A 23,446-nucleotide genomic window follows, 5' to 3' on the forward strand; every position below is an offset into this window, starting at 1 on the left:
GTCGTACGGGCGGGGACCTCCGCGGGCCGGCCGGGAACAACGGGACGGGCACTTGACCTTGACGTTGATGTCAAGGTTTATCGTCGTGTCATGGGGAGGGCCGGATGCGGATCGGTGAGCTGGCGCGGCGGGCGGGTGTCAGCACCCGGGCGCTGCGCTACTACGAGCAACAGGGGCTGATCACTGCCCGGCGCTCGGCCAACGGCTACCGGGAGTACGGGGAGACGGATCTCAGACTCGTCTCCGAGATCCGTTCGCTGCTCGCCGTCGGATTCACCCTGGACGACGCCCGCCCGTTCGTGGACTGCCTGCGGGCCGGTCACGAGTCAGGGGGGTCGTGCCCGGAGTCCGTGGCCGTCTACCAGCGCAAGCTGGCGGAGATCGACGACGAGATCCGCGCGCTCCTCACCCGGAGGGCGGAGGTGGCGGCGCAGCTGACCACGGCCTGCCCAGGATGCGTACTGAGGAAAGTGGGAAAACCATGATCACATTGACCGCGGAGAACTTCGACGAGCAGGTGCTGCGGAGCGACAAGCCCGTCCTGGTCGACTTCTGGGCCGAGTGGTGCGGGCCGTGCAAGATGATCGCGCCGGTCCTGGCGGAGATCGAGGCCGAGTACGGCGACCGCGTCACGATCGCCAAGCTCAACGCCGACGACTACCCCGAGATCACGGCGAGGTACGGCGTCCTCGGCCTGCCGACGCTCAACCTCTACAAGGGCGGCGAGGTCGTGCAGCAGATCAAGGGCGCCAAGCCCAAGCGCCTGCTCCTGGCCGACCTCGAAGGCCACATCTGACCGAGCGCGTGCCGTCCCTCCCTGCGACTTTCACCCGGTACGGCATGCCGTACCGGGTGAAAGTTGTCGGGCCCTGCCGGTAACGTGCGGCCATGGCGAAGAAGGCTGGTGGCTACCGCTGTGCCGAGTGCGGGTGGCAGACGGCCAAGTGGGTGGGGCGCTGCGGCGAGTGCCAGGCCTGGGGCACGGTCGAGGAGGAGACGGCGGCCGCGGGGGCGCGCGTGGCCTCCGCAGGGGCGGTGTCGGCTCCGGCGGTGCCGATCGGCCAGGTCAAGGCCGAGGTGGCGCACGCGCGCGGCACCGGGGTGCCCGAGCTCGACCGGGTCCTCGGCGGCGGCCTGGTCCCCGGGGCCGTGGTGCTGCTCGCCGGCGAGCCCGGCATCGGCAAGTCGACCCTCCTGCTGGAGGCGGCGGCCAAGATCGCCCGGCAGCAGACGGTCCTCTACATCACGGGCGAGGAGTCGGCCGCCCAGGTGCGGATCAGGGCCGACCGGATCGGCGCGATCCAGGACCGCCTCTACCTGGCCGCCGAGACCGACCTGGGCGCGCTGGTCTCGCACGTCGAGAAGGTCCAGCCCGACCTGCTCATCGTCGACTCGGTGCAGACGATCGGCTCCACCCAGGCGACCGGCGTGCCGGGCGGGGTGACCCAGGTCAGGGAGGTCGCGGGAAACCTGGTGCGGCTGGCCAAGGAGCGCGGCATGGCCACCGTGCTGGTCGGCCACGTCACCAAGGAGGGCTCGATCGCCGGCCCCCGGACCCTGGAGCACCTGGTCGACGTCGTGCTCCACTTCGAGGGCGACCGGCACTCCCGGCTCCGCCTGGTCCGCGCGATCAAGAACCGGTACGGCCCGGTCGACGAGGTCGGCTGCTTCGATCTTCACGAGAGCGGCATCGAGGGCATCGCCGACGCCAGCGGCCTGTTCGTCTCCCACCGCACCGACCCGGTGCCCGGCACCTGCGTCACGGTCACCCTGGAGGGCACCCGGCCGCTGCCGGCCGAGGTCCAGGCGCTGGTCGCCAGGACCGAGGCACAGCAGCCGCGCCGCTCCTCCTCGGGGCTCGACACCTACCGGGTGACGATGGTCCTGGCCGTGCTGGAGCGGCGGCTCAACGCCAAGCTGGGCGGGTGCGACGTCTTCACCGCCACCGTCGGGGGGATCAAGCTCAGCGATCCCGCGGTCGACCTGTCGGTGATGCTGGCGGTCGCCAGCGCGGCCGGCGACAAGGCACTGCCCTCCGGCCTGGTGGTGCTCGGCGAGGTGGGCCTGGCCGGAGAGCTGCGCCCGGTGCGCGACGTGCGGCGCCGCCTGTCGGAGGCCGCCCGGCTGGGCTTCACCCGGGCGCTGGTCCCCGCGGGCTCCCTCGACACGGGCAAGAAGCGCAACGGCGACCACTCCCTGGTCCCCATGGCCGGGCGCGGCGCGCCCTTCGCGCCCGGATTCGACGTCGTCGAGGCGGAGAACGTCTGGGATGCCCTCACCCACGTCACCTGAGCACCCGTCACCTGAGCCGCGCCCCGCTCCCGCGACCGTCACAGGCGCCGTACGGCACATGGGCCGCCGGCCCGCGCGGTACGCCTCACGGGCACCGCGCGGGCCACGGGAGCCACGGCCGGCGACCCCGTGGCGGCGCGGCGCGTCACGGGAGCCGCACGGCGCGTGGCATCCACCGATTCCGGGCCGCGCGGAGCCTTCGCCGGTAAGCTGACTGTTATACGCAGACCACGGGGGTCATGTGGCAGCAACCTACAAAGGGCTCGACGAACGCCGCAGAGCCGTCCTGGCCGCGGTCGCACCGGGCACCGCTCTGCGCGACGGGCTGGAGCGCATTCTCCGCGGGCACACGGGTGGCCTGATCGTGCTGGGATACGACGGCACGGTCGAGGAGATATGCAGCGGCGGCTTCGAGCTGGACGTCGAGTTCTCCGCGACGCGGCTGCGGGAGCTGGCCAAGATGGACGGCGCCATCGTCCTCAACTCCGGCGACCTGCGGATCGTGCGGGCGGCCGTGCACCTGATGCCCGACCCGTCCATCCCCACCGACGAGTCCGGCACCCGGCACCGCACCGCCCAGCGCGTGGCCCTGCAGACGTCGCTGCCGGTCATCTCCCTCAGCAAGTCCATGCGGATCATCGCCCTCTACCTCGACGGCATCCGCTACGTGGTGGAGGAGTCGGCGGTCATCCTGTCCAAGTCCAACCAGGCCCTGGCCACGCTGGAGCGCTACAAGCTCCGCCTGGACGAGGTCTCCGGCACGCTCTCGGCGCTGGAGATCGAGGATCTGGTGACGGTCCGTGACATCGCGGTGGTCGCCCAGCGGCTGGAGATGGTCAGGCGCATCTCCGAGGAGATCGCCGGTTACGTGGTCGAGCTCGGCACTGACGGCCGGCTGCTCTCCCTGCAGCTGGACGAGCTCGTGGCCGGCACGGAGAGCGACCGCGAGCTGATCGTGCGCGACTACCTGCCCGTGGCGGGCCGCCGGCCGCGCAAGTTCGCCGAGGCGCTGCACGAGCTCGACCAGCTCTCCTCCGCCGAGCTGCTCGATCTCTCGGTCGTCGCCCAGATCCTCGGCCATTCGGGCAACGACGCCCTGGAGACCCCGGTGAGTCCCCGGGGTTACCGCCTGCTGGCCAAGGTCCCGCGCCTGCCGAACACGGTGGTCGACCGCCTCGTCGACCAGTTCGCCAGCCTGCAGAAGCTCCTGGCGGCCAGCATCGGCGAGCTCCAGGAGGTGGGCGGGGTGGGTGAGGCCAGGGCCCGCCACATCCGCGAGGGCCTGTCCCGGCTGGCGGAGTCGTCCATCCTGGAACGCTACGTCTGAGGTCCCCGCTCCGGCGGGGACCATCGGGCGGCCGCGGGGACCCTCGGGCCGCTAGCGGAGGTGGAAGACGGCCTTGCGGCTCCTCAGGCCCGGGGCGTGGACCACCGCGACGTAGGTGCCGGGCAGGGCGGCGGCGCGGTCGGCGGCGCAGTCGTCACCGGAGCGGCGGCGGTCCCACACCAGCTCCTTGACGTACGGGATGCCACGTTCGAGCTCGCGGACCCTGGTGGCCTCGCCGCTGACGCAGTCGGAGGACGACCACACGCGGTCGTCGCCGGAGGTGATGCGCACCTCCATGGCGCGCGGCCCGACGTCGGCGGTGCACATCACCTTGCCGACGTTGACGAGGGTGAGGACGAACCGGGGCCGGATGCCCGCCGGATAGACCGTCCCCTGGCCCTCCATGCTCAGCACGAGCTGCGGGGAGGCGCAGGCCTCGCCGGGCCGCCCGGGCCCGGCGGACGCCTTGGCCGCCCCCGGCGAGGGCGTCGGGCTCGCGGACGGCGTGGGGATGACCGTCACGGTCGGCAGGACGGCCAGCAGCGGGTCAGGTGTCTCCTGCCGGGCGGCCGGGTTCCTCTCCCTGACGTCGTCCGGCCCGCTCGTCGACGAGCAGGCCCACGCCACGACGGCGACCACCACGAGCACACCGACGAGCGCGGCCATCCGGCGCCGCCAGTAGATGTCAACTCCGATGTCGCTACGGAACGTGTCAGGATCCATACGCTCAGTATGGTTAGTCCTCGTGGGCCGCAGCAGGCGACCCGCCGCTTCCGGCCTGTTTCGGCCGCCGGACACGGGGCGGGGACGGGTGAAGGCAGGTGAAGACGGGCCAAGGGTGCCCGAGGCCGCACTATCGTCGAAAGGTGCCCGAGTCGAACCGCTTACTCGAACCCATCCTCGGCTGGTACGCCGGCAACGCCCGCGACCTTCCCTGGCGGACGCCCGGCGCCTCCCCCTGGTCGATCCTGGTCAGCGAGATCATGCTGCAGCAGACGCCGGTGGTCAGGGTGCTGCCCGTCTGGACCGAGTGGATGGAACGCTGGCCGACGCCCGCCTCGCTCGCCCGCGAGTCGCCCGGCGAGGCCGTACGCCACTGGGGCCGCCTCGGCTACCCCCGCCGGGCACTGAACCTGCACGCGTGCGCCCGCGCGATCACCGACCGGCACGGCGGCGAGGTCCCCACCGACCACGACGCGCTGCTGGCGCTTCCCGGCGTCGGCGAGTACACCGCCGCCGCGGTCGCCAGCTTCGCCTTCCAGGGCCGTCACGCGGTTCTCGACACCAACGTGCGGCGAGTCCTGGCGCGGGCCGTCAGCGGCCAGGAGTATCCGCCGAAGGCCACCACGCCCGCCGAGCGCCGGCTCGCCGCCTCGCTGCTCCCCGACGCCGACCGCGCCCCCGTCTGGGCGGTCGCCGTCATGGAGCTGGGCGCCCTGGTCTGCACCGCCCGCGCCGCCCGCTGCGCCGACTGCCCGATCAGCGACCTGTGCGCCTGGCGTCTGGCGGGCAAACCGGCCTACGACGGTCCGGCGCGCAAGGGCCAGACGTACGCGGGCACGGACCGCCAGTGCCGCGGCCGCCTCCTCGCGGTGCTGCGCCAGGCCCACGGCGCCGTACCCAAGGAGGCTCTCGACGTGGTCTGGGACGACGCCCCGCAGCGCGAGCGCGCCCTCGACGGCCTGGTGGCGGACGGCCTGGCAGAGGTCCTCGACGACGGCGCCTACCGCCTCCCGGGCTGAAGCGGCGCGGCCCCTCTCCCGACCGGGCCCGGCCCGGCGAGCGTGGGAGGTCAGGCGGCGAGGCGCAGGCCGAGGGCGGTGAGGCTGGTGCGAGCCCAGTCGAGCTCCTCGGCGATCATGTTGACCAGGGCGCCGGGGCCCCTGGTCCTCAGGGGGACGGCCAGATCGTGGGTCTCCACCTCGATGTGCGCGGTGCCGTTCACCGCGCCGGAGAGCATCGCGGTGAGGGTGTCCTCCAGCACCGGACGGGTGCTGGGCAGCTCCTGACAGGCGGCGGCCATGTGGTTGTGCACGTGGCCGAGCTTCACCACCGGGGCTCCGGTGTCGGCCAGGCCCCGCAGGGCCGCTCCGGGCTCCTCAGAGCCGCCCGCGAGGTAACAGGCGTCCAGGCAGATCCCGAGATGCTCGGAGTCGATGCCGCCCACCCGGTCGAGGGCCTGCTTGGTGGTCTCCAGCACGCATCCGGGCCACGGCTCGAAGCCGACCCTGATCGTCTTGCCGGTGACGCTGTGCAGCCCGCGCAGCTCGCGGGCGAGGCGCTCCAGCCGTCGCGAGGCGATCGAGTGCAGGTCGGCCGGCCAGTCGCGGCGCCAGCCGATGGGGATGGTGGAGATGCTCCCGAAACGGACGTCCTGCGGGAGCAGGAAGGCCAGGATCTTGGCCAGGGCCATCGTGTAGCGGTAGCGCTCGGGCTTGGCCCAGTCAGGACCGGGGACCTCCTGGTTCCTGCCGCCGGTGCCGTTGAGGCTGACGACCTCCAGGCCGCGCTCCTCGAGGGAGCGGCGCAGGCGCACCAGCTCGATCCTGTCGGCGGTGAGATGGTCGGCGACGCTCGGGGAGAGCCAGAGGCCGACCCCCATGCGCTCCACCCCGAGGCGCTTGCGCACCGGCACCGCGTACCGCGTCAGGTGCGCGATGAGGTTCTCCAGATCCTCGGCGGGGTGCACACCCGCGTTGTAGGCCAGGTGAACGAGCGTCCCGTCCTCGTGCCGTAAACGCATGCGTGCCTCCAAGGCGTGCTTTCCGTGTAAGCGTCCCGGCGGCCCCGCGCCGGTCGTCGACGCCTGCCGGGAGCTCGACCCGGTCGTCCGAAGCATCCCGCGCGGGCACCGACCTCCGCGTCACTCCCGGAGCTGATTCCTCGGTACGTCGCTGGGCTGACCTCGATACCGCTCTCAACGCAGTCCGTACAACGTTGAGATCATCTGGGTGGGATCGACCGAACTCGCTCTACAGAGTGTAGTACTACCTGTCGTGGCGAGATACCGTCTTTGGTAACAAATAAGCAGACCCCGCAGTGAGTCTCCTCACTGCGGGGTCTGCTCCCTGCTTGATCAGGCCGTGCCCGGCCGGTCCTAGTTCTGGATCGGCTCCGCGATGGCGGCGGCCGAGTCGGGAACCTGGTCGACCGGCGCGTTCTCACCGATGAAGGTGAACTTCGCGTTCTCGCCCTCGCCCTCGATGCCGATCTTCACGATCTGGCCGGGACGGAGCTCGCCGTACAGGATCTTCTCGGACAGGGTGTCCTCCAGCTCGCGCTGGATCGTACGGCGGAGCGGGCGGGCGCCCATCACCGGGTCGTAGCCACGGTCGGCCAGCAGCTGCTTGGCCTCCTGCGTGAGCTCCATCCCCATGTCGCGGTCCTTCAGACGCAGGCCCACCTGGGCCAGCATCAGGTCGACGATGCGGATGATCTCCTTCGGCGTGAGCTGGTGGAAGACCACGATGTCGTCGACACGGTTGAGGAACTCCGGCCGGAAGTGCTGCTTGAGCTCCTCCTGGACCTTGGACTTCATCCGGTCGTAGTTGGACTCGGCGTCGTTGTTCTTCGCGAAGCCGACGCCCTGACCCTTGGAGATGTCGCGGGTGCCGAGGTTCGTCGTCATGATGATGACGGTGTTCTTGAAGTCGACCACCCGGCCCTGGGCGTCGGTCAGGCGACCGTCTTCCAGGATCTGCAGCAGCGAGTTGAAGATGTCGGGGTGGGCCTTCTCGATCTCGTCGAACAGGACGACCGAGAACGGCTTGCGCCGCACCTTCTCCGTCAGCTGCCCGCCCTCCTCGTACCCGACGTAGCCGGGAGGCGAGCCGAACAGGCGGGAGACGGTGTGCTTCTCCATGAACTCCGACATGTCCAGCATGATCAGCGCGTCCTCGTCCCCGAACAGGAACTCGGCCAGCGCCTTGGACAGCTCGGTCTTACCGACACCGGACGGGCCGGCGAAGATGAACGAGCCACCCGGACGGCGCGGGTCCTTCAGACCGGCGCGCGTACGGCGGATCGAGCGGGACAGACCCTTGATGGCGTCGTCCTGACCGATGATCCGCTTGTGCAGCTCGTCCTCCATGCGGAGCAGTCGCTGGGACTCCTCCTCGGTGAGCTTGAAGACCGGGATGCCGGTGGCGGTCGCCAGGACCTCCGCGATGAGCTCCTCGGTGACCTCGGCGACGACGTCCATGTCGCCGGCCTTCCACTCCTTCTCGCGGCGCTCGCGCTTGAGCTGGAGCTGCTTCTCCTGGTCACGCAGCGCGGCGGCCTTCTCGAAGTCCTGCGCGTCTATCGCGGACTCCTTGTCGCGCCGCACGTTGGCGATCTTCTCGTCGTACTCGCGGAGGTCCGGCGGCGCGGTCATGCGGCGGATGCGCATGCGCGAGCCGGCCTCGTCGATGAGGTCGATCGCCTTGTCGGGCAGGAACCGGTCGCTGATGTAGCGGTCGGCCAGCTGGGCCGCGGCCACCAGGGCGCCGTCCGTGATGGAGACACGGTGGTGCGCCTCGTAACGGTCGCGCAGGCCCTTGAGGATCTCGATCGTGTGGCTGAGGCTGGGCTCGGCCACCTGGATCGGCTGGAAGCGCCGCTCGAGCGCCGCGTCCTTCTCCAGGTGCTTGCGGTACTCGTCGAGGGTGGTGGCTCCGATGGTCTGCAGCTCGCCTCGGGCCAGCATCGGCTTCAGGATGCTGGCGGCGTCGATCGCGCCCTCGGCGGCACCCGCGCCGACGAGCGTGTGGAGCTCGTCGATGAACAGGATGATGTCGCCTCGGGTGCGGATCTCCTTGAGGACCTTCTTCAGCCGCTCCTCGAAGTCACCGCGGTAGCGGGAACCCGCCACCAGGGCACCCAGGTCGAGGGTGTAGAGCTGCTTGTCCTTGAGCGTCTCCGGCACCTCGCCCTTGACGATCTTCTGGGACAGGCCCTCCACGACGGCGGTCTTGCCGACGCCGGGCTCGCCCACCAGGACCGGGTTGTTCTTGGTCCGGCGGGACAGGACCTGCATGACCCGCTCGATTTCCTTCTCCCGGCCGATGACCGGGTCGAGCTTGCCCTCGCGAGCGGCCTGGGTCAGGTTGCGACCGAACTGGTCCAGCACAAGGGAGGTCGACGGTGCGGCCTCGGTCGGACCGCCCGCGGCGGCCGGCTCCTTGCCCTGGTAGCCGTGGAGCAACTGGATGACCTGTTGCCGGACCCGGTTGAGGTCGGCTCCCAGCTTCACCAGCACCTGGGCGGCGACGCCCTCGCCCTCACGGATGAGGCCGAGCAGGATGTGCTCGGTGCCGATGTAGTTGTGTCCTAGTTGCAGGGCTTCGCGGAGCGACAGCTCAAGGACCTTCTTGGCACGCGGGGTGAACGGAATGTGCCCCGACGGCGCAGACTGACCCTGGCCGATGATCTCCTCGACCTGCTGACGCACACCTTCAAGACTGATGCCGAGGCTCTCCAGAGCCTTGGCGGCAACGCCTTCACCTTCATGGATCAAGCCAAGAAGAATGTGCTCCGTACCGATGTAGTTGTGGTTGAGCATCCGGGCCTCTTCTTGGGCCAGGACGACAACCCGCCGTGCGCGGTCGGTGAACCTCTCGAACATCTCGTCGCTCCTCACAGAGCGGTCAGGCAGGTCCGGGATATCCGAGCCCTGTCATCCCGCATGGTAGCCCCGACCCGGCGACCGCTCTATGCAGAAGACGTTCCCCGAGAGCAGGGCGTTCACCCTCCATCCAACTACTTACGAGGGGTGGGATGTTCCCGCTACGCCGCAAGCGAACGACGTTTGTCTGTCGGCGAAACGCATCATGCGGTCATGGCCGCCACCGGACCCCACCGTGACCGCCATAACCGCATGATTCACTCGATCCGCTGAACCGATCTAGTGAGCCGCTTCGTACTGCTCGACGATCTTGGAGGCGATTCGACCGCGCTCGCTGACATTGAGGCCGTGAGACTTCGCCCACGCCCGGATGTCGGCGCTCTTCTCTCGCGTGAGCGCCCGCGCTCCGCCTGCACGGCGGCGACGGGGAGCCAGGGCGCCGGACCGGCGGGCGCTCTGCACGAAAGGCGACAGGGAGTCACGGAGCTTCTTCGCGTTAACGTCACTCAGGTCAATCTCATAGCTGGTGCCGTCAATCGCGAAGGCGACAGTCTCATTGGCCTCGCCCCCATCGAGGTCGTCGATGAGAATCTCCTGGATCTGCTTGGCCATCTACACAATCCTTTCGCGGGTATTGTTTCATTCGCAAGCTAAACATATACCCGCGATCGAAGAGCGGCAATTCCAGGAGCCCGGCGATTCTCACAGGCCACCGGGACTCGCAGTCGAGCCTCCCGTGGATCAGCTCTTCTGCGACTCCGGGCCGGGTCGTTTTGCCGGACGCCGGCCGGCGGCTTCACTCCGAAGTAGCTTGACGACTCCGAAGATGAAGGCCCCGCCGACGATCGCCGGGGGTATCAACGCGGACAATACGTCGTACATTCGTCCTCGCTCCGCACCGTGGTGGCTTTCTGGGGACCATGGAAATGTGGCGACGACTCCCGGGCCGTGCAGGCACGCCCGATCGGTCTGGAACCGCCCACAGATGACCATAGCGCCACCGGCCGGCGACACGTGTCAGCAGGGGCGACCATGTCCGTCTCTCTCCAGCCTAATGCTTCTCTCCAGCCGCCTTACCGGTTGCGGTCGTAAAGCCGTGAGGAAAAATCGACAGAGCGATCGGGTGATCATCACCGTCTCCGTAATACCAATGCCCGCAGGGTTCCCGGCCGTCGCACCGTCGACCTCCTCGCGCCGAAACCCCTGCTGAGAGGGCCGGCCCGCCGGGACGAACGGCACCTTGTCATGGAGCCGGAGATCGCCGCGAGCGGGTTCATCACGGGAATGCCCGCCGTCGGCGGAACGCCCGGACGGAGAGCCGCTCGCTTCATCACCCCGGTGTGAGCCGATGTGACGCAAGCGTATGGAACAAGACGGATCTTCAACACTTTCTCGCCAAGAGTACGACCCGCTCCGGCACGGAGTACATAGTCGTAGACCGTATAACCACCAAACACGATGGGCCCCTCGGACAACCCCGCCAACACCACGCGTCCCTGATCCGGATCCGTAAGAAGGCCTTCACCGGCCGTCCCGAACGCGCCGCGGAAGGCGAAGAAGAGAATCCGGCGCGGGATCGCCGAGGATGCCGGAGGCACGACGGGCCGACCATTCGGTGAGTAGTGCGCGAACCCCCGACGGCGGCGGATCCGGCATTGACGCCTCATAGGAGACCCGCGGGCGCCGGTGAGCCCGTTGTGGGCACCGTACGCGAATATTCCGACGAGCGGGGCGAGACTCGGTCATAAGTTCCCCCGCGTTGCTCAGGGCGCGGCAAATGGTTTTGCTCTTCCGTGACCCGGACCCCGAGACCCATACAGGGTCCCTAAGACCCCTCGTTTTCTCGCCTGTACGTGAAAACGGGGCCGGCGGTTCAACCGCCGGCCCCGTTATTCGGAGAACTACTTGATCTTGACGACGACCGTCCCTGCAACCTTGTCGTGCAGTGCCTGCCGCAGGGGCTTGTCCCACAGCAGCCACAACACGTTCACAAGACTGAAGATGTAGATGACGTAGTTCAGGAGCGGCACCCAGCTCAGGAACTGCGGACCGTAGAGCACGCCGGCGCGCTTCAGCGCGACGTCGGAGCTGAGCCCGCCGGGCGGCAGTGCGCTGCCGACCGGCACCACCTTGATGCCCATGACCATCTTGCCGACGGTCTGCCCACCCCTGCTGATCATGAAGAACTCGTAGGCGAAGTAGATCCCCGCGGTGACCAGCGAGATGAGGAGGGTCGAGAGGAACAGGCCGCTCGCCTCCGTGACCTCGCCCGTCTCGCTGTTGAAACTGGGGAACGTCACGAGCAGGCCGGTCAGCACCGCGCTGATGATGAACGTCGGGATCGCCAGGATGACCCCGTCGACGATCCTCGCCACCAGGCGCTGCCACCACTCGGCGAGCGGGGCGGGGGCCCCGGGAGGACCGCCGTACGGCTGACCGTAGCCCTGCTGCCCGTACGCGGGCTGCTGGTGGCCGTAGCCCTGCTGGCCGTAGTCGGGCTGCTGCCCGTACGCGCCGGTCCCGCCCTGCTGGCCGTACTGCTGCTGCCCGTAGTCGGGCTGCTGGCCGTAACCGGGCTGGGGCTGCTGCTGCCCGTAGTCGGGCTGCTGCCCGTACGCGCCGGTCCCGCCCTGCTGGCCGTACTGCTGCTGCCCGTAGTCGGGCTGCTGGCCGTAACCGGGCTGGGGCTGCTGCTGCCCGTAGTCGGGCTGCTGCCCGTACGCGCCGGTCCCGCCCTGCTGGCCGTACTGCTGCTGCCCGTAGTCGGGCTGCTGGCCGTAACCGGGCTGGGGCTGCTGCTGCCCGTACGCGGGCTGCTGCCCGTACGCACCGGTCCCGCCCTGCTGGCCGTACCCCTGCTGCTGGCCGTAGCCCTGCTGCCCGTAGTCGGGCTGCTGGCCGTAGCCCTGCTGCTGGCCGTACCCCTGCTGCCCGTAGCCCTGCTGGCCGTATCCGGGCTGGCTCTGCCCTGGGCCGGTGTTCGGCTGTGAGGCCTCCGACCGATACCCCACGACTGTCACGTCGGGGTCGAGTTCGCCAGGAACCCGCCCCGCGTTGTGCTGTCCGTAATCCGGCTGTCCCGACGGTGTGCGATCGCGGTCGGGATCATCCTGTGGATACGGCGGCTGTCCGGTGCTCACCGCGTCACCTCACTTAGACTGCGCATGTGGCAAATGTCAGACGCACATGCATGCTGCTGCACAAGGTATCGACATAGGTATCAACAGTCACCTTTCCGATCAGTCAGCTCCAAAGTCACCAGAGTCGGGCTCACGTGTCAGGTGCAACAGCATCCGGGTGTTTCCCAAGGTGTTGGGCTTGACGTGTTCCAGATCGAGGAACTCCGCCACACCCTCGTCATAGGAGGCGAGAAGTTCGGCGTAGACCTCCGGGGCGACGGGCGTGCCCTGGATTTCCCGGAATCCGTGCCGGGCGAAGAAGTCGACCTCGAAGGTCAGGCAGAAGACCCTGCGCAGGCCCAGCTCGGCGGCCGTGCGAATGAGCGCGGAGACGATCCGGTGGCCGATTCCCATCCCCCTGCGGGTCGGATCGACGGCGACGGTGCGGATCTCGGCCAGATCCTCCCAGAGGACGTGGAGGGCCCCGCAGCCGATCACCTCCCCCTCCCCGTCGGTGGCGACCCAGAACTCCTGGACGTCCTCGTACAGGGTGACGGTGGCCTTCTCCAGCAGGCGCGGGCCGACACCGCCGTAGGTGTCGACGAGCCGCCTGATGGCCCGCACGTCCGGGGTGCGGGCGCGGCGGACCGCGACCTCGGGGACCTCGGGTACCTCGGGGCCCGTCCCCGGCCCGGGCGAACCCCGCTCCGCCCCCGCGGATTCGGCGCGCCGCTCCCCGTCGCCGGAGGCGCGAACGGCCGGCACGGGAGAATGCTCAGCAAGCTGCTCCATGACCGTTCAGCGTACGTCCTCACGTGTCTTCAATTACGGCTCATCCTTAACTCTCAGCTCGCAGGCCGCACATGACCCTTGGCGATCGCTTTACCACTCTCGGTGTTCGGCACCTCTCGTGTGCCACAGCTCACCTTTGGCACGGTCCCGGACCTGGGAAGACCTCCGCCACACCCGCCGCACGGGAGGCAAAGGCAGCGTAATGGCCATGTTGATCATTTCGAGGTGTGATCTTTTCGTGACACCTCAGTTGCGAAACCTCTACTGAATTCGCAGTTCTGGTTGAGCAGGAACCACAGGTGCACTAATCTCCGTGCTCGATGTCAGAGACGTAAAAAGCCTGACCCGCCGAATCCCTCACAGGGGAACCGGGGACCCACCACGTCCTCCGGGGTGAATCCGAGTGCCACCGGCGCACCCGGTAGGGCTGCCTCCGGCCCGAACCCGTCAGCTAACCCGGTAGGCGGCCGAGAGAGGAGCCCGTTGGTGAAGCGCACGCGCGACCGCGGAGGAAAGCACACGGGCCACGAGACCCGCTGCGGAGAACGCGCGCCGCGAGGGCTGCGCCGTCGCATGGCGGTCGTCGGCCTGGCATTCGCCACCCTGACCCTCGGCACCCCGCTGGTGGCGGCCACCGCGGACCCCGAGCCCAGCCTCCAGCAGCTGGCCAAGCAGGCCGAGAAGCTGCACCAGGAGATCGGCGTCCTCGCGGAGCGCTACAACGGCGAGCGGGTCAAGCTCAAGCAGGCCCAGCGGGCCGCCGAGAGCGCCAGGAAGACCCTCGCGTCGAGCGAGTCCGAGCTGGCGGCCCGTCGCACCAAGGCCACCCTGCTGGCACAGAGCACCTACATGTCGGGCGGCCTGAACTCCGGGCTCGCCTTCACGCAGGCCACCGACCCCGACACCTTCCTCGACCAGGCCACCACCAACTACGCGCTCCAGCAGCAGCAGAGCGAGGAGGTCGCCCAGGTGAGCCGGGCGATCGAGGCCGCCGAGCGGGCCCAGGCCAGCGCCAAGGCCAGGACGGCGGAGGTCAAGAAACTTCTGGCGGAGATCGACGGCAACCGGACCAAGATCGAACGGTTGGTCGACCGGGTCGAGAGCGACCTGTTCAGCGAGGTGCGCACCAGGGCCGTCAGCAACAGGGGCGCCCGGGTGAAGACGAACGTGCCCATCGTCGGCAGCGGCAAGGCCGCGGAGGCCACTCGCTGGGCGCTCACCCAGCAGCTGAAGCCGTACGTCTGGGGCGCCGAGGGACCCAACTCCTTCGACTGCTCCGGCCTGGTCATGTGGGCCTACCAGAAGGTCGGCATCAGCCTGCCGCACTACACCGGCGACCAGTGGACCGCGGGCACCCACGTCTCCAGGAAAGAGCTGCGCCCCGGCGACCTGGTCTTCTTCTACAGCGACCTGCACCACGTCGGGATCTACATCGGCGCGGGCCTGATGGTCCACGCCCCCCAGACGGGTGACGTCGTCCACATCACCACGATCGACAACCGGCCCTTCGTCGGAGGCGTCCGCATCGCCGCCTGAACGGGCGTCGACGACCGGGGCCGCGCACGGCCGAACCGGGTCCGGGGCCGCGCACAGGCCGAGCCGGTTCCGGGCCGCACGCGTGTCCGGCCCGACCTGCCGGACACGCGGCGGTGCGTCAGATCAGGCGGCGGCGGGCCGCCCAGGCCACGGCCTCGATCGCCGTGGCGACGCCGATGCGGTCGCAGATGCCCCTGAGCCTGCGCCTGACCGTCCGGCCGCTGATGTCGAGGCGACGCCCCACCCGATCGACCGTGACACCCTTGGCGAGCTCGGCCAGCAGCACGAGGTCGTCGTCGCTGAGACCGATATCGCTCATGCCCAGGGGGCTGTCGCCATGGCGTGAATCCACTTCTGGATATGCCATCAAGAGTCACTCCCCCCACTCTGGAAACCGGGTGCGAGACGCCGGAAATGAATACCGTCCGCCAGGAACGGTAAACGCCTTGTTCAAAGGTCGTCAAGTTCCACTCTTCATAGCGTGCGTCCAGTATTGACATAGCAGGCGCTACGTGAAGTACTCATGATATGTCAGTGCCTTTGCGGCTATGTCATGATCGAGCCCAGGCACGAGCCGGCAGGCATCCCTGGCTGCGGCGACCGAGGTCCTGGCAGAACAAGATTTCGCCGGAACCGCCGCCCCGCCGGGCACCCCGAAGCCGTCGCCCCGGGGATCCGGCCCGTCCGCATTTCTCGGAAAAAATTGATCTCTTCCCGACGGCCATGTCCTCATCACCTTGACGGCACACCACGGATAACGCGGAAATATGAGGGTCAAGAGCGGAGCCTTGCGGCATTCGCGAAGTGCCACGTGGCGACGACGGAACATCCGGGCGATATTGGACCTACTGGAAATGGATTTCTGCACCATACGGAAATGCGTCCGATATTGCGTGGGACCATGGGCCCGACGGCCGTTTCCCACCGGCCGGGTTCTCCCGGGGCCTCGGCCGCCCCCGCAGGGGAACATCCTGATCCGTGAAGCTCCGTGAGGGCGCTCGGCTCCGGCGCCTCGGGGCGCTCGCACGGAAAACGGCCCGGAGACGATCGGGGAACCGCTCCACCGCGACCCGGCCGCGCGGCTCATGCTCCGGCTCGCGTCCACCGGCGCGGGGCGGCCTGGGACGCCGGTCGGCGGAGGGGACGGTGACGGTGCCGCCCGGCGCGGCCGACCAGGCTCTCGGGCGCTCTCCGAGCCCGACGTCCCACGCGATCCCGGCCGGATCCCGCCCCTGTCCCGAGCGGTGACCGGGGCCGCCGTCCGGCCTCGTCCCCGGCGCGCGCACGGCCGGGAACCCGCCGCCCCCGCCCGGGAATCCTCCGTCGCCGCTCGCCGGCGTCAGGAGGCGACACCGCCCCTCGTGGCGGTGGCACCGGGCCGCGGTGCCCGGCCCGGTGCACCGTACGGGGAGAACGTCCTCACCCGCCGCCGCCGGGTTCAGCCGGTCGGCTTCACCAGCGGGAACAGGATGGTCTCGCGGATGTTCTTTCCGGTGAAGGCCATGACGAGGCGGTCGATGCCGAGCCCCATGCCGCCGGTGGGCGGCATCGCATATTCCAGGGCCGTGAGGAAGTCCTCGTCAAGCTGCATGGCCTCGACGTCGCCGCCCGCGGCGAGCAGGGACTGCTCCGTGAGGCGGCGGCGCTGCTCGACCGGGTCGACCAGTTCCGAGTAGCCGGTGCCCAGCTCGGTGCCGAAGCCGATCAGGTCCCACTTCTCGGTGAGGAGCGGGTTGTCCCGGTGGGTGCGGGCCAGCGGGGAGGTCTCCAGCGGGTAGTCCATGACGAACGTGGGCTGGACGAGCGTGTGCTCGACGAGGGCCTCGAAGATCTCCTGGACGAGCTTGCCCTGACCCCACTTGGCGTCCCAGTGGATCTCCCGCGCGTCCGCGAGCTTGCGGACGTGCTCCAGGGGCGTCTCGGTGGTGACCTCCTCGCCCAGCGCCTCGGAGACCGACCCGTACAGGGTGATCCGCGGCCACTTCGCCAGACCGAGGTCGATCTCCTGACCCTGGTGGACGACCACGGAGTGGCCGAGGGCGGCCAGCACGGCCCTCTGGATCATCCGCTGGGTCAGGTCGGCGATGTCGTTGTAGTCGAGATACGTGCCGTACGCCTCCAGCATCGTGAACTCGGGGTTGTGGGTGGAGTCCGCGCCCTCGTTGCGGAAGTTGCGGTTGATCTCGAAGACCTTCTCCAGGCCGCCGACCACCAGCCGCTTGAGGTAGAGCTCGATCGCGATGCGGAGGTAGAGCTCCATGTCGTACGCGTTGATGTGGGTCTTGAAGGGCCTGGCCGTGGCTCCGCCGTGGATCGGCTGGAGCATCGGCGTCTCGACCTCCAGGTAACCCTCCTCGTGCCAGAAGTCGCGGACGGCCCGGACCACGGCGCTGCGGGTGCGGGCCATCTTCCTGGCCTCGTCGTTGACGATGAGGTCGACGTAGCGCTGGCGGACCCGCGCCTCGGGGTCGGTGAGCCCGGCGTGCTTCTCCGGCAGCGGGCGCAGGCACTTCGACGTGATCGCCCAGCGGTCGGCGAGGATGGACAGCTCGCCCCTGCGGGAGGTGATGACCTCGCCCTCGATGCCCACGTGGTCGCCGAGGTCGACGTCGCGCTTCCACGCGGCCAGGGACTCCTCGCCCACCCTGTCCAGGGAGACCATGACCTGGAGGTCGCCGGAGCCGTCGCGGAGGGTGGCGAAGCAGAGCTTGCCGCCGGTCCTGGACAGCATCACCCGGCCGGTGACGCCCACTTTGTCGCCCGTCGCGGTGTCAGCGGAGAGATCAGCGTATTTCTGGCGGATCTCGGCGTTGGTCGCGGTGCGCGGAAAATTCACCGGGTAAGGGTCGACGTTCTCGGAACGGAGGCGGTCGAGCTTCTCCCGGCGCACGCGCATCTGCTCGGGCAGATCCTCGGCGGGATTCGTCACGTCATCGGTCACAGTTCCAAAGGGTACCGATGTGGCGAACCTCGTGAGTTCGCCGGTCGCGCGGCGCGGAAACCTGTCGTACGGCATGAAACCGGTCGCGCGGCACGGGGGAGGGACGCCTCCTCCGTGCCGCGGCGCCCTCAGGGGGCGTTGCGATGGTAGATCAGCCGCAGGCCGATCAGCGTGAGCCAGGGTTCGTGCATGTCGATCGAGCGCGCCTCGCTGACCACGAGCGGCGCCGCGCTGCCGGTGGCGACCACGGTGACGTCGTCGGGGTCGACGGCGAGCTCGGCCGCCATCCTCTCGACGATCCCGTCCACCTGACCGGCGAAGCCGTAGATGATGCCGGCCTGGAGCGCCTCGACGGTGTTCTTCGCGATCACCGAGCGGGGGCGGATCAGCTCCACCTTGTGCAGCTGCGCCCCGGCCGCGGCGAGCGCGTCCACCGAGATCTCGATCCCGGGGGCGGTCACCGCGCCGACGTACTCCCCCTTGGCGGAGACGGCGTCGAAGGAGGTGGCGGTCCCGAAGTCGACGATGACGCACGGCCCGCCGTACAGCTGGATGGCCGCCAGCGCGTTGACGATGCGGTCGCTGCCGACCTCCTTCGGGTTGTCCATCCGGACCGGCACCCCGGTGCGGACGCCGGGCTCGACGATCACCGCGTTCACGTCGCCGTAGTAGCGGCGGCACATCTCGCGCATCTCGTTGAGCACCGAGGGAACGGTGGAGCAGATCACGATGCCGTTGACGTCGGCGCCCTTGAGCAGCGGCGACTGCCCGAGCAGCCCCTGGAGCACGACGGCGATCTCGTCCGCCGTGCGCCGGGCGTCCGTGGCGATCCGCCAGTGCTCGATGACGTCCTCGCCCTCGAAGAGCCCGAGAACGGTGTGAGTGTTGCCGACGTCGATGGCAAGCAGCATCAATTCCCCCGAAGGTCCAAGGCGATGTCCAGCGCCGGCGCCGAGTGCGTGAGCGCGCCCACGGCAAGGTAGTCAACACCTGTTTCGGCCACGTCACGAGCAACCTGGAGAGTCAGTCCCCCGCTGGACTCCAGCCGTGCCCTGCCGGCGACCAGCCGTACGGCCCGCGCCAGCTCCTCGACGGTGAAATTGTCCAACAGGATCTCCTCCGCTCCCTCCGCCAGCACCGGCTCGATCTGGTCGATCCGGTCGACCTCGACCTCGATCGGCAGGCCGGGGTAGGCGTCGCGGACCGCACGGAACGCCTCGGCGACCCCGCCCGAGGCCACCACGTGATTGTCCTTGATCAGCGCGGCGTCCGAAAGCGACATCCGGTGATTGGTTCCGCCGCCGCACCGGACGGCGTACTTCTCCAGGGCGCGCAGTCCGGGCAGCGTCTTGCGGCTGTCCCTGATCCGGGCCCCGGTCCCCTCGACGGCCATGACCCAGCGGCCGGTGAGGGTCGCGATGCCGGACAGGTGGGTGAGCAGGTTGAGCGCGGTGCGCTCGGCGGTCAGCAGGTCCCGGGTGGGACCGGTGACGGTCATCAGCACGTCGCCCTTGACGACACGCTCACCGTCCTTGACCTTGCGCTCGGCCGCCAGCCGGCCCTGGCCGAGGTGGGCGAACGCGCCCTCGGCCACGGCCAGTCCCGCGACCACGCCGTCCTCGCGGGCCACCACGTCGGCGGTGGCGGTCTGGTCGGCGGGGATGGTGGCGAGGCTGGTGACGTCGCCCGCCTCCCGCAGGTCCTCGGCCACGGCGGCCTCCAGGATCGCGGCCACCACCGCCGGGTCCAGACCCGCCTCGACCAGGTCGTTCTCCACCTGGGACGGCAGGGCGGTCGCGCGCCGCCCGTGCGGTACGTAGGTCATGGCGGGTCCCTCCGCTGTCAGGGTGGTGTCGAGGTGGCCCAGCCACCAGTCGTCGTCGCGCTCGGGAAAGTCCTCACGCCAGTGCGAGCCCCGGGTCTCCCGGCGTTCGCGGGCGGCCGCCACGAGCGCGGAGGCGACCGTCAGCAGGTTGGTGGTCTCCCAGGACTCGGTGCACGGCTCCACCGCCACCGGGGTCCACCTGAGGTTCAGCAGGGCCCTGGCGACCTCGCCCAGGGACTCCTCCCCGCGCAGCACGCTCGCCCCCCGGCTCATGTGCCCCTGGATCCTGGTCCGGGCCCTGGGGTCGATCAGGCCGGTGGGCCGGCCGTCGGGGGCCGGCTCACCCGTGACCGGCCGCGTCGCGCTCCCGCCGCGGGCGGCCCGTACCGCGTGGATGTCGGCGGCGATGCGCCCGGCGAAGACCAGGCCTTCGAGCAGGGAGTTGGAGGCCAGCCGGTTGGCGCCGTGCACGCCGGTGCACGCGACCTCGCCGCACGCGTACAGGCCGGGCACGCTGGTACGGCCGCGCAGGTCGGCGCGGACGCCGCCGCTGGCGTAGTGGGCGGCGGGCGCGACGGGGACGAGCTGGGTGACCGGGTCGATGCCGTGCTCCAGGCAGACCGCGTGGATCGTCGGGAAGCGGGTGCGCCACTTCTCCTCGCCGAAGTGGCGGGCGTCGAGATAGACGTGGTCGGCGCCGGTGGCGCGCATCCGCCGCATGATCGCCTTGGCCACGACGTCGCGGGGGGCGAGGTCGGCGAGCTCGTGGACGCCCTCCATGAACCGGGTGCCGTCCGCGTCGACCAGCACGGCCCCCTCGCCCCTGACCGCCTCGGAGATCAGCGGCTGCTGGCCGGTGGAGTGCTCCCCGAGCCAGAGGACGGTCGGGTGGAACTGGACGAACTCCAGGTCCCTGATGACGGCGCCCGCGCGCAGCGCGAGCGCCACCCCGTCGCCGGTGGAGACGACGGGGTTGGTGGTGGCGGCGTAGACCTGTCCCATGCCGCCGGTGGCCAGCACCACGGCCCCCGCCGTGACCGCGCCCACCCCGTCGCGCTCGCCCTCGCCCATGACGTGCAGGGTCACTCCCGCGGTACGGCCCTCGGCGTCCTTGAGGAGGTCGAGGACGAGCGCGTGCTCGATCACCTCGATCCCCGACTCCGCGACGGCCTGGACGAGTGCCCGCTGCACCTCGGCACCGGTGGCGTCGCCGCCCGCGTGCACGATGCGGTCGCGGCGGTGGCCGCCCTCCCTGGTGAGCTGCAGCGCCCCCGAGGCGTCGGTGTCGAACCGGGCGCCCACCGCGATCAGGTCACGCAGCGCGTCGGGCCCCTCGGTCACCATGGTCCGGACGGCCTCCTCGTCGCAGAGTCCGACTCCGGCGACGAGCGTGTCCGACAGGTGTTCCTCGGGGGTGTCGCGCGGGTCGAGCACGGCGGCGATGCCGCCCTGGGCCCAGCGGGTCGAGCCGGACGACAGGACGTCCTTGGTGACGACCAGGACCTTCGCCCCGGGGTCGAGGGCGACGTACCGCAGCGCCAGGGTGAGGCCGGCGACGCCGGAGCCCACCACGACCACGTCCGCCCGGACCGTCCAGCCCGGAGGCGGAGCGGTCAACCTCTGGGGAATGGCCGGGATGCTCATAGCCGCCTCCTCGCGGGGTTCATTAGAGGCCGTTGATTTCGTCAGTGTGACGATAACGTGAGCTTCGCAGCCGCTGTTCCCCGGGGTAGGACATTTCGCCCGAACCTTGAAATCACCGCAGCTCGGGGACGCACACGGCGGCTCGCCACCGGCCGCTCACCGGTTACCGCTCGCCACCGGCCGCTCACCGGTCATCGGCCACCGCCGGCCGCTCACCGCTCGCCAGTCATCGGCCACCGGCCACCGGCCACCGCTCGCCGGCTCCTACCGGCGAGCGGCCGGGAGTCAGCGGATGTCGAGCGTGACGTTGTCGATCAGCCTGGTGGACCCCACCCTGGCGGCCACCGCGAGGATCGCCTCGCCCGCGTGGCCGTCGCCGACCTCCGCGAAGGTCGCGGGATCGACCAGGACCAGGTAGTCGAGCGCCAGCGAAGGCTCGGCCTCCAGGACGTCGAGCGCGGCCCGGCGGATCTCCGCGGGCGCGCGCCGCCCGGCCCCCGCCGTCAGGGCGCGAGACAGGGCCAGGGCCGTCACCCGGTCGTCCGGTGACAGGTAGCGGTTGCGGCTGGACAGCGCCAGGCCGTCCGGCTCGCGGACCGTGGGACCGCCGACGATCGAGACCGGCAGGTTCAGGTCGGCGACCATCCTGCGGATCACCGCGAGCTGCTGGGCGTCCTTCTGCCCGAACACCGCCACGTCCGGCTGGACCAGGTTGAACAGCTTCAGCACCACGGTCAGCACGCCGTCGAGGTGGCCGGGCCTGAACTCCCCCTCGACGACCGAACCCATCCCGCCCGCGGAGACCCCGACCTGCCTGTCCGGCAGGTACATGGCCTCGGCCGAGGGGGCGAACACCACGCTCACCCCCTCGGCCTCGCAGACCTCGAGGTCGGCGTCGAACGTACGGGGATAGCGGGAGAAGTCCTCGGTGGGCCCGAACTGGAGCGGGTTCACGAAGATGCTCACCGCCACGTGCGCGGCCCTCTCACGGGCCAGCCGGATGAGCGAGCGGTGCCCCTCGTGCAGCGCGCCCATGGTCGGCACGAGCGCCAGCGCGCTCCCCCCGCCGGAGCCGGAGGAGGCGCCCGCGCCGATCCCCAGTGCCTCGCGGGCCTTGAGCAGCCCTGCGCGGTCGTCCGCCACGATCACTGGAACCTCCCGGGGGTGCTCCGGCTCCCGGGCCGGAGAGGAATGACGGTCGTCGGAATCCGCCGGTTCCCTTCGCCGGACGGATTCGGCTCACCGGATCAGCTAACCGGATCGGGTCGCCGGGGCGGGCACCGGGTCGGCACGGGAGCCCTCGGGGCCGCGCGTCGCCTCCCCAGGCGATCCGTACGCCCCCGGGTCCCTCAGGGCCGTACGGCGCCTCCCATGGCGATCTCGTACGCCTTCGGGTCCCTCAGGTCCATATGTTGCCGCCCAGGGCGTCCAGGAGGCGCTCGGCGGCCTCGGGCTTGAGCAGCCCGGCCGCGAGTGCCCGGTCGGCGGTGAGCCTGGCGAGCGCCACGTAGGCGTCCGCCGCCTCGGGGGCGGCGAGGATCAGCGCGTCCACGTGCCTGCGGACGGTTCCGGCGTCGCCGCGCACCACCGGGCCGGTGAGCCCGGCGATGCCGAGCCTCAGCACGTTCTCCAGGGCCGCGCCGAGCAGCGGGCCGAGCATCCGGCCCGGCTGCTCCACACCGATCTTCTCCAGCAGTTCCGACGACTCCGCGATGAGCGTCACCATGTGGTTGGCGGCCTGGGCCAGGGCCGCGTGGTAGAGCGGCCGGTCCTCGTCGGCGATCCAGACCGGCTCGCCCTCCATCTCGATGACGAGGGCCTCGGCCACCGGGCGAAGCGGGTCGGGAGCGGTCACCCCGTACGAGATCCCGGTGAGGCGGCGCAGGTCGTCGTCGCGGCCGGTGAAGGTCATCACGGGATGCAGCGCCAGCGGCAGCGCCCCTGCCTTGATCGCCGGGTTCAGCACGGCCAGGCCGTACGCGCCGCTGGTGTGGGCCACCAGCTTGCCGCGCAGATCGGTGCCGGTCTCGACCAGGCCGGAGACCAGGCCGGGCAGCACGTCGTCGGGGACCGTCAGCAGGACGAGGTCCGCGCCGGCCACCACGTCCTCCGGCCGGGTGGGGACGAGCCCGAGCCGCTCGACCGCCCGCTCCCTGGAGGCGTCGGAGACACCGCTCGCCGCGACCACCCGATGCCCCGCCCTGACGAGCGCGGCGCCGAGCGCCGAACCGACCCTGCCCGCTCCAACCACTCCGACGGCCAGCCGTGCCGGGCGATCGACTGCGTCCATGACGTCCCGTCCTTCGACCATGTGGGGCTCCGTGCCCGATTGACCAGCGTAACGGGCCGTGCCGTCGCAACCGTG

At 70.0% G+C, this 23,446-nt stretch carries 18 protein-coding genes and 1 riboswitch; of the genes, 6 read left to right on the forward strand and 12 right to left on the reverse strand.

The genetic code is table 11. The features are described 5' to 3' along the window. Window positions 1-104: 104 nt before the first annotated feature. From ACTOQ3_RS29610 to disA, 4 genes are all read left to right on the forward strand, one after another. On the forward strand, window positions 105-485 hold the full coding sequence (locus ACTOQ3_RS29610; RefSeq protein ID WP_440086725.1) for a MerR family transcriptional regulator: 381 nt from the start codon (window positions 105-107) through the stop codon (window positions 483-485). Then, entirely contained in the window at window positions 482-796 is a 315-nt protein-coding gene (trxA, locus tag ACTOQ3_RS29615; protein ID WP_440086726.1) for a thioredoxin, read from the forward strand. Before ACTOQ3_RS29610 ends, trxA begins: the two co-directional genes overlap by 4 nt. Window positions 797-888: 92 nt before the next feature. After that, a complete protein-coding gene (gene radA / locus ACTOQ3_RS29620) occupies window positions 889-2,292 on the forward strand; it encodes a DNA repair protein RadA (RefSeq protein ID WP_440086727.1) in 1,404 nt (467 codons plus the stop codon). A gap of 241 nt (window positions 2,293-2,533) precedes the next feature. Beyond that, the gene (disA, locus tag ACTOQ3_RS29625) at window positions 2,534-3,619 is read left to right on the forward strand and encodes a DNA integrity scanning diadenylate cyclase DisA (RefSeq protein ID WP_389917837.1); all 1,086 of its coding nucleotides are present in this window, start codon (window positions 2,534-2,536) and stop codon (window positions 3,617-3,619) included. Between the two features lie 51 nt (window positions 3,620-3,670). Here the strand turns inward: disA and ACTOQ3_RS29630 are convergent, their stop codons facing one another. Further along, window positions 3,671-4,342, reverse strand: a complete 672-nt coding sequence (locus ACTOQ3_RS29630) for a hypothetical protein (protein ID WP_440086729.1) — start codon at window positions 4,340-4,342, stop codon at window positions 3,671-3,673. Between the two features lie 143 nt (window positions 4,343-4,485). Here ACTOQ3_RS29630 and ACTOQ3_RS29635 point away from each other — a divergent pair, with 143 nt between their 5' ends. Next, complete coding sequence (locus ACTOQ3_RS29635) at window positions 4,486-5,361, forward strand: A/G-specific adenine glycosylase (RefSeq protein ID WP_440086730.1); 876 nt, start codon at window positions 4,486-4,488, stop codon at window positions 5,359-5,361. Window positions 5,362-5,411: 50 nt separating this feature from the next. Here the strand turns inward: ACTOQ3_RS29635 and ACTOQ3_RS29640 are convergent, their stop codons facing one another. The 5 genes from ACTOQ3_RS29640 to ACTOQ3_RS29660 all read right to left on the reverse strand — a co-directional run bounded on the left by ACTOQ3_RS29640 (window position 5,412) and on the right by ACTOQ3_RS29660 (window position 13,108). Continuing rightward, complete coding sequence (locus ACTOQ3_RS29640) at window positions 5,412-6,362, reverse strand: TIM barrel protein (protein ID WP_362695265.1); 951 nt, start codon at window positions 6,360-6,362, stop codon at window positions 5,412-5,414. A gap of 354 nt (window positions 6,363-6,716) precedes the next feature. After that, on the reverse strand, window positions 6,717-9,224 hold the full coding sequence (locus ACTOQ3_RS29645; RefSeq protein ID WP_344744009.1) for an ATP-dependent Clp protease ATP-binding subunit: 2,508 nt from the start codon (window positions 9,222-9,224) through the stop codon (window positions 6,717-6,719). Window positions 9,225-9,503: 279 nt separating this feature from the next. Beyond that, entirely contained in the window at window positions 9,504-9,836 is a 333-nt protein-coding gene (locus tag ACTOQ3_RS29650) for a histone-like nucleoid-structuring protein Lsr2 (protein WP_012895497.1), read from the reverse strand. Between the two features lie 1,289 nt (window positions 9,837-11,125). Beyond that, complete coding sequence (locus ACTOQ3_RS29655; RefSeq protein WP_440086731.1) at window positions 11,126-12,235, reverse strand: RDD family protein; 1,110 nt, start codon at window positions 12,233-12,235, stop codon at window positions 11,126-11,128. A gap of 228 nt (window positions 12,236-12,463) precedes the next feature. Next, window positions 12,464-13,108, reverse strand: a complete 645-nt coding sequence (locus ACTOQ3_RS29660) for an amino-acid N-acetyltransferase (RefSeq protein ID WP_440086732.1) — start codon at window positions 13,106-13,108, stop codon at window positions 12,464-12,466. Between the two features lie 363 nt (window positions 13,109-13,471). Continuing rightward, window positions 13,472-13,616: riboswitch (cyclic di-AMP (ydaO/yuaA leader) on the forward strand. Window positions 13,617-13,621: 5 nt separating this feature from the next. On the opposite strand from ACTOQ3_RS29660, the gene ACTOQ3_RS29665 reads away from it, so the two are divergent. After that, window positions 13,622-14,671: an NlpC/P60 family protein gene (locus ACTOQ3_RS29665; protein WP_440086733.1), complete on the forward strand. Its 1,050-nt coding sequence runs from the start codon at window positions 13,622-13,624 to the stop codon at window positions 14,669-14,671. 118 nt (window positions 14,672-14,789) lie between these two features. On the opposite strand, the gene ACTOQ3_RS29670 is transcribed toward ACTOQ3_RS29665, so the two are convergent. From ACTOQ3_RS29670 to ACTOQ3_RS29695, 6 genes are all read right to left on the reverse strand, one after another. Continuing rightward, window positions 14,790-14,990 carry a LuxR C-terminal-related transcriptional regulator gene (locus tag ACTOQ3_RS29670; protein WP_030905642.1) on the reverse strand — a complete coding sequence of 67 codons (201 nt, stop codon included), beginning with the start codon at window positions 14,988-14,990 and terminating at the stop codon, window positions 14,790-14,792. Between the two features lie 1,119 nt (window positions 14,991-16,109). Further along, complete coding sequence (gene lysX, locus ACTOQ3_RS29675; protein WP_440086734.1) at window positions 16,110-17,612, reverse strand: bifunctional lysylphosphatidylglycerol synthetase/lysine--tRNA ligase LysX; 1,503 nt, start codon at window positions 17,610-17,612, stop codon at window positions 16,110-16,112. 128 nt (window positions 17,613-17,740) lie between these two features. Next, the gene (locus tag ACTOQ3_RS29680; protein ID WP_350972521.1) at window positions 17,741-18,523 is read right to left on the reverse strand and encodes a type III pantothenate kinase; all 783 of its coding nucleotides are present in this window, start codon (window positions 18,521-18,523) and stop codon (window positions 17,741-17,743) included. Next, a complete protein-coding gene (locus tag ACTOQ3_RS29685; protein WP_440086735.1) occupies window positions 18,523-21,081 on the reverse strand; it encodes an L-aspartate oxidase in 2,559 nt (852 codons plus the stop codon). The genes ACTOQ3_RS29680 and ACTOQ3_RS29685 overlap by 1 nt, the downstream gene beginning before the upstream one ends. Before the next feature lie 285 nt (window positions 21,082-21,366). Next, window positions 21,367-22,182 (reverse strand): pantoate--beta-alanine ligase, encoded by an 816-nt coding sequence (gene panC / locus ACTOQ3_RS29690; protein WP_440086832.1) that lies wholly within the window; start codon window positions 22,180-22,182, stop codon window positions 21,367-21,369. Window positions 22,183-22,480: 298 nt separating this feature from the next. Beyond that, window positions 22,481-23,371 carry a Rossmann-like and DUF2520 domain-containing protein gene (locus ACTOQ3_RS29695; protein WP_362695283.1) on the reverse strand — a complete coding sequence of 297 codons (891 nt, stop codon included), beginning with the start codon at window positions 23,369-23,371 and terminating at the stop codon, window positions 22,481-22,483. Between the last annotated feature and the right edge of the window lie 75 nt (window positions 23,372-23,446).

The sequence above is a fragment of the Streptosporangium sp. LJ11 genome (genome assembly GCF_051918945.1).
Lineage (GTDB): Bacteria > Actinomycetota > Actinomycetes > Streptosporangiales > Streptosporangiaceae > Streptosporangium.

Excerpts from the sequence above, each read along its gene's own strand:
- radA (WP_440086727.1), top strand. The coding sequence starts at position 889 with ATGGCGAAGAAGGCTGGTGGCTACCGCTGTGCCGAGTGCGGGTGGCAG.
- ACTOQ3_RS29650 (WP_012895497.1), bottom strand. The coding sequence starts at position 9,836 with ATGGCCAAGCAGATCCAGGAGATTCTCATCGACGACCTCGATGGGGGC.
- ACTOQ3_RS29685 (WP_440086735.1), bottom strand. The coding sequence starts at position 21,081 with ATGAGCATCCCGGCCATTCCCCAGAGGTTGACCGCTCCGCCTCCGGGC.
- ACTOQ3_RS29640 (WP_362695265.1), bottom strand. The coding sequence starts at position 6,362 with ATGCGTTTACGGCACGAGGACGGGACGCTCGTTCACCTGGCCTACAAC.
- ACTOQ3_RS29630 (WP_440086729.1), bottom strand. The coding sequence starts at position 4,342 with ATGGATCCTGACACGTTCCGTAGCGACATCGGAGTTGACATCTACTGG.
- trxA (WP_440086726.1), top strand. The coding sequence starts at position 482 with ATGATCACATTGACCGCGGAGAACTTCGACGAGCAGGTGCTGCGGAGC.
- ACTOQ3_RS29610 (WP_440086725.1), top strand. The coding sequence starts at position 105 with ATGCGGATCGGTGAGCTGGCGCGGCGGGCGGGTGTCAGCACCCGGGCG.
- ACTOQ3_RS29645 (WP_344744009.1), bottom strand. The coding sequence starts at position 9,224 with ATGTTCGAGAGGTTCACCGACCGCGCACGGCGGGTTGTCGTCCTGGCC.
- ACTOQ3_RS29695 (WP_362695283.1), bottom strand. The coding sequence starts at position 23,371 with ATGGACGCAGTCGATCGCCCGGCACGGCTGGCCGTCGGAGTGGTTGGA.
- ACTOQ3_RS29680 (WP_350972521.1), bottom strand. The coding sequence starts at position 18,523 with ATGCTGCTTGCCATCGACGTCGGCAACACTCACACCGTTCTCGGGCTC.
- ACTOQ3_RS29670 (WP_030905642.1), bottom strand. The coding sequence starts at position 14,990 with ATGAGCGATATCGGTCTCAGCGACGACGACCTCGTGCTGCTGGCCGAG.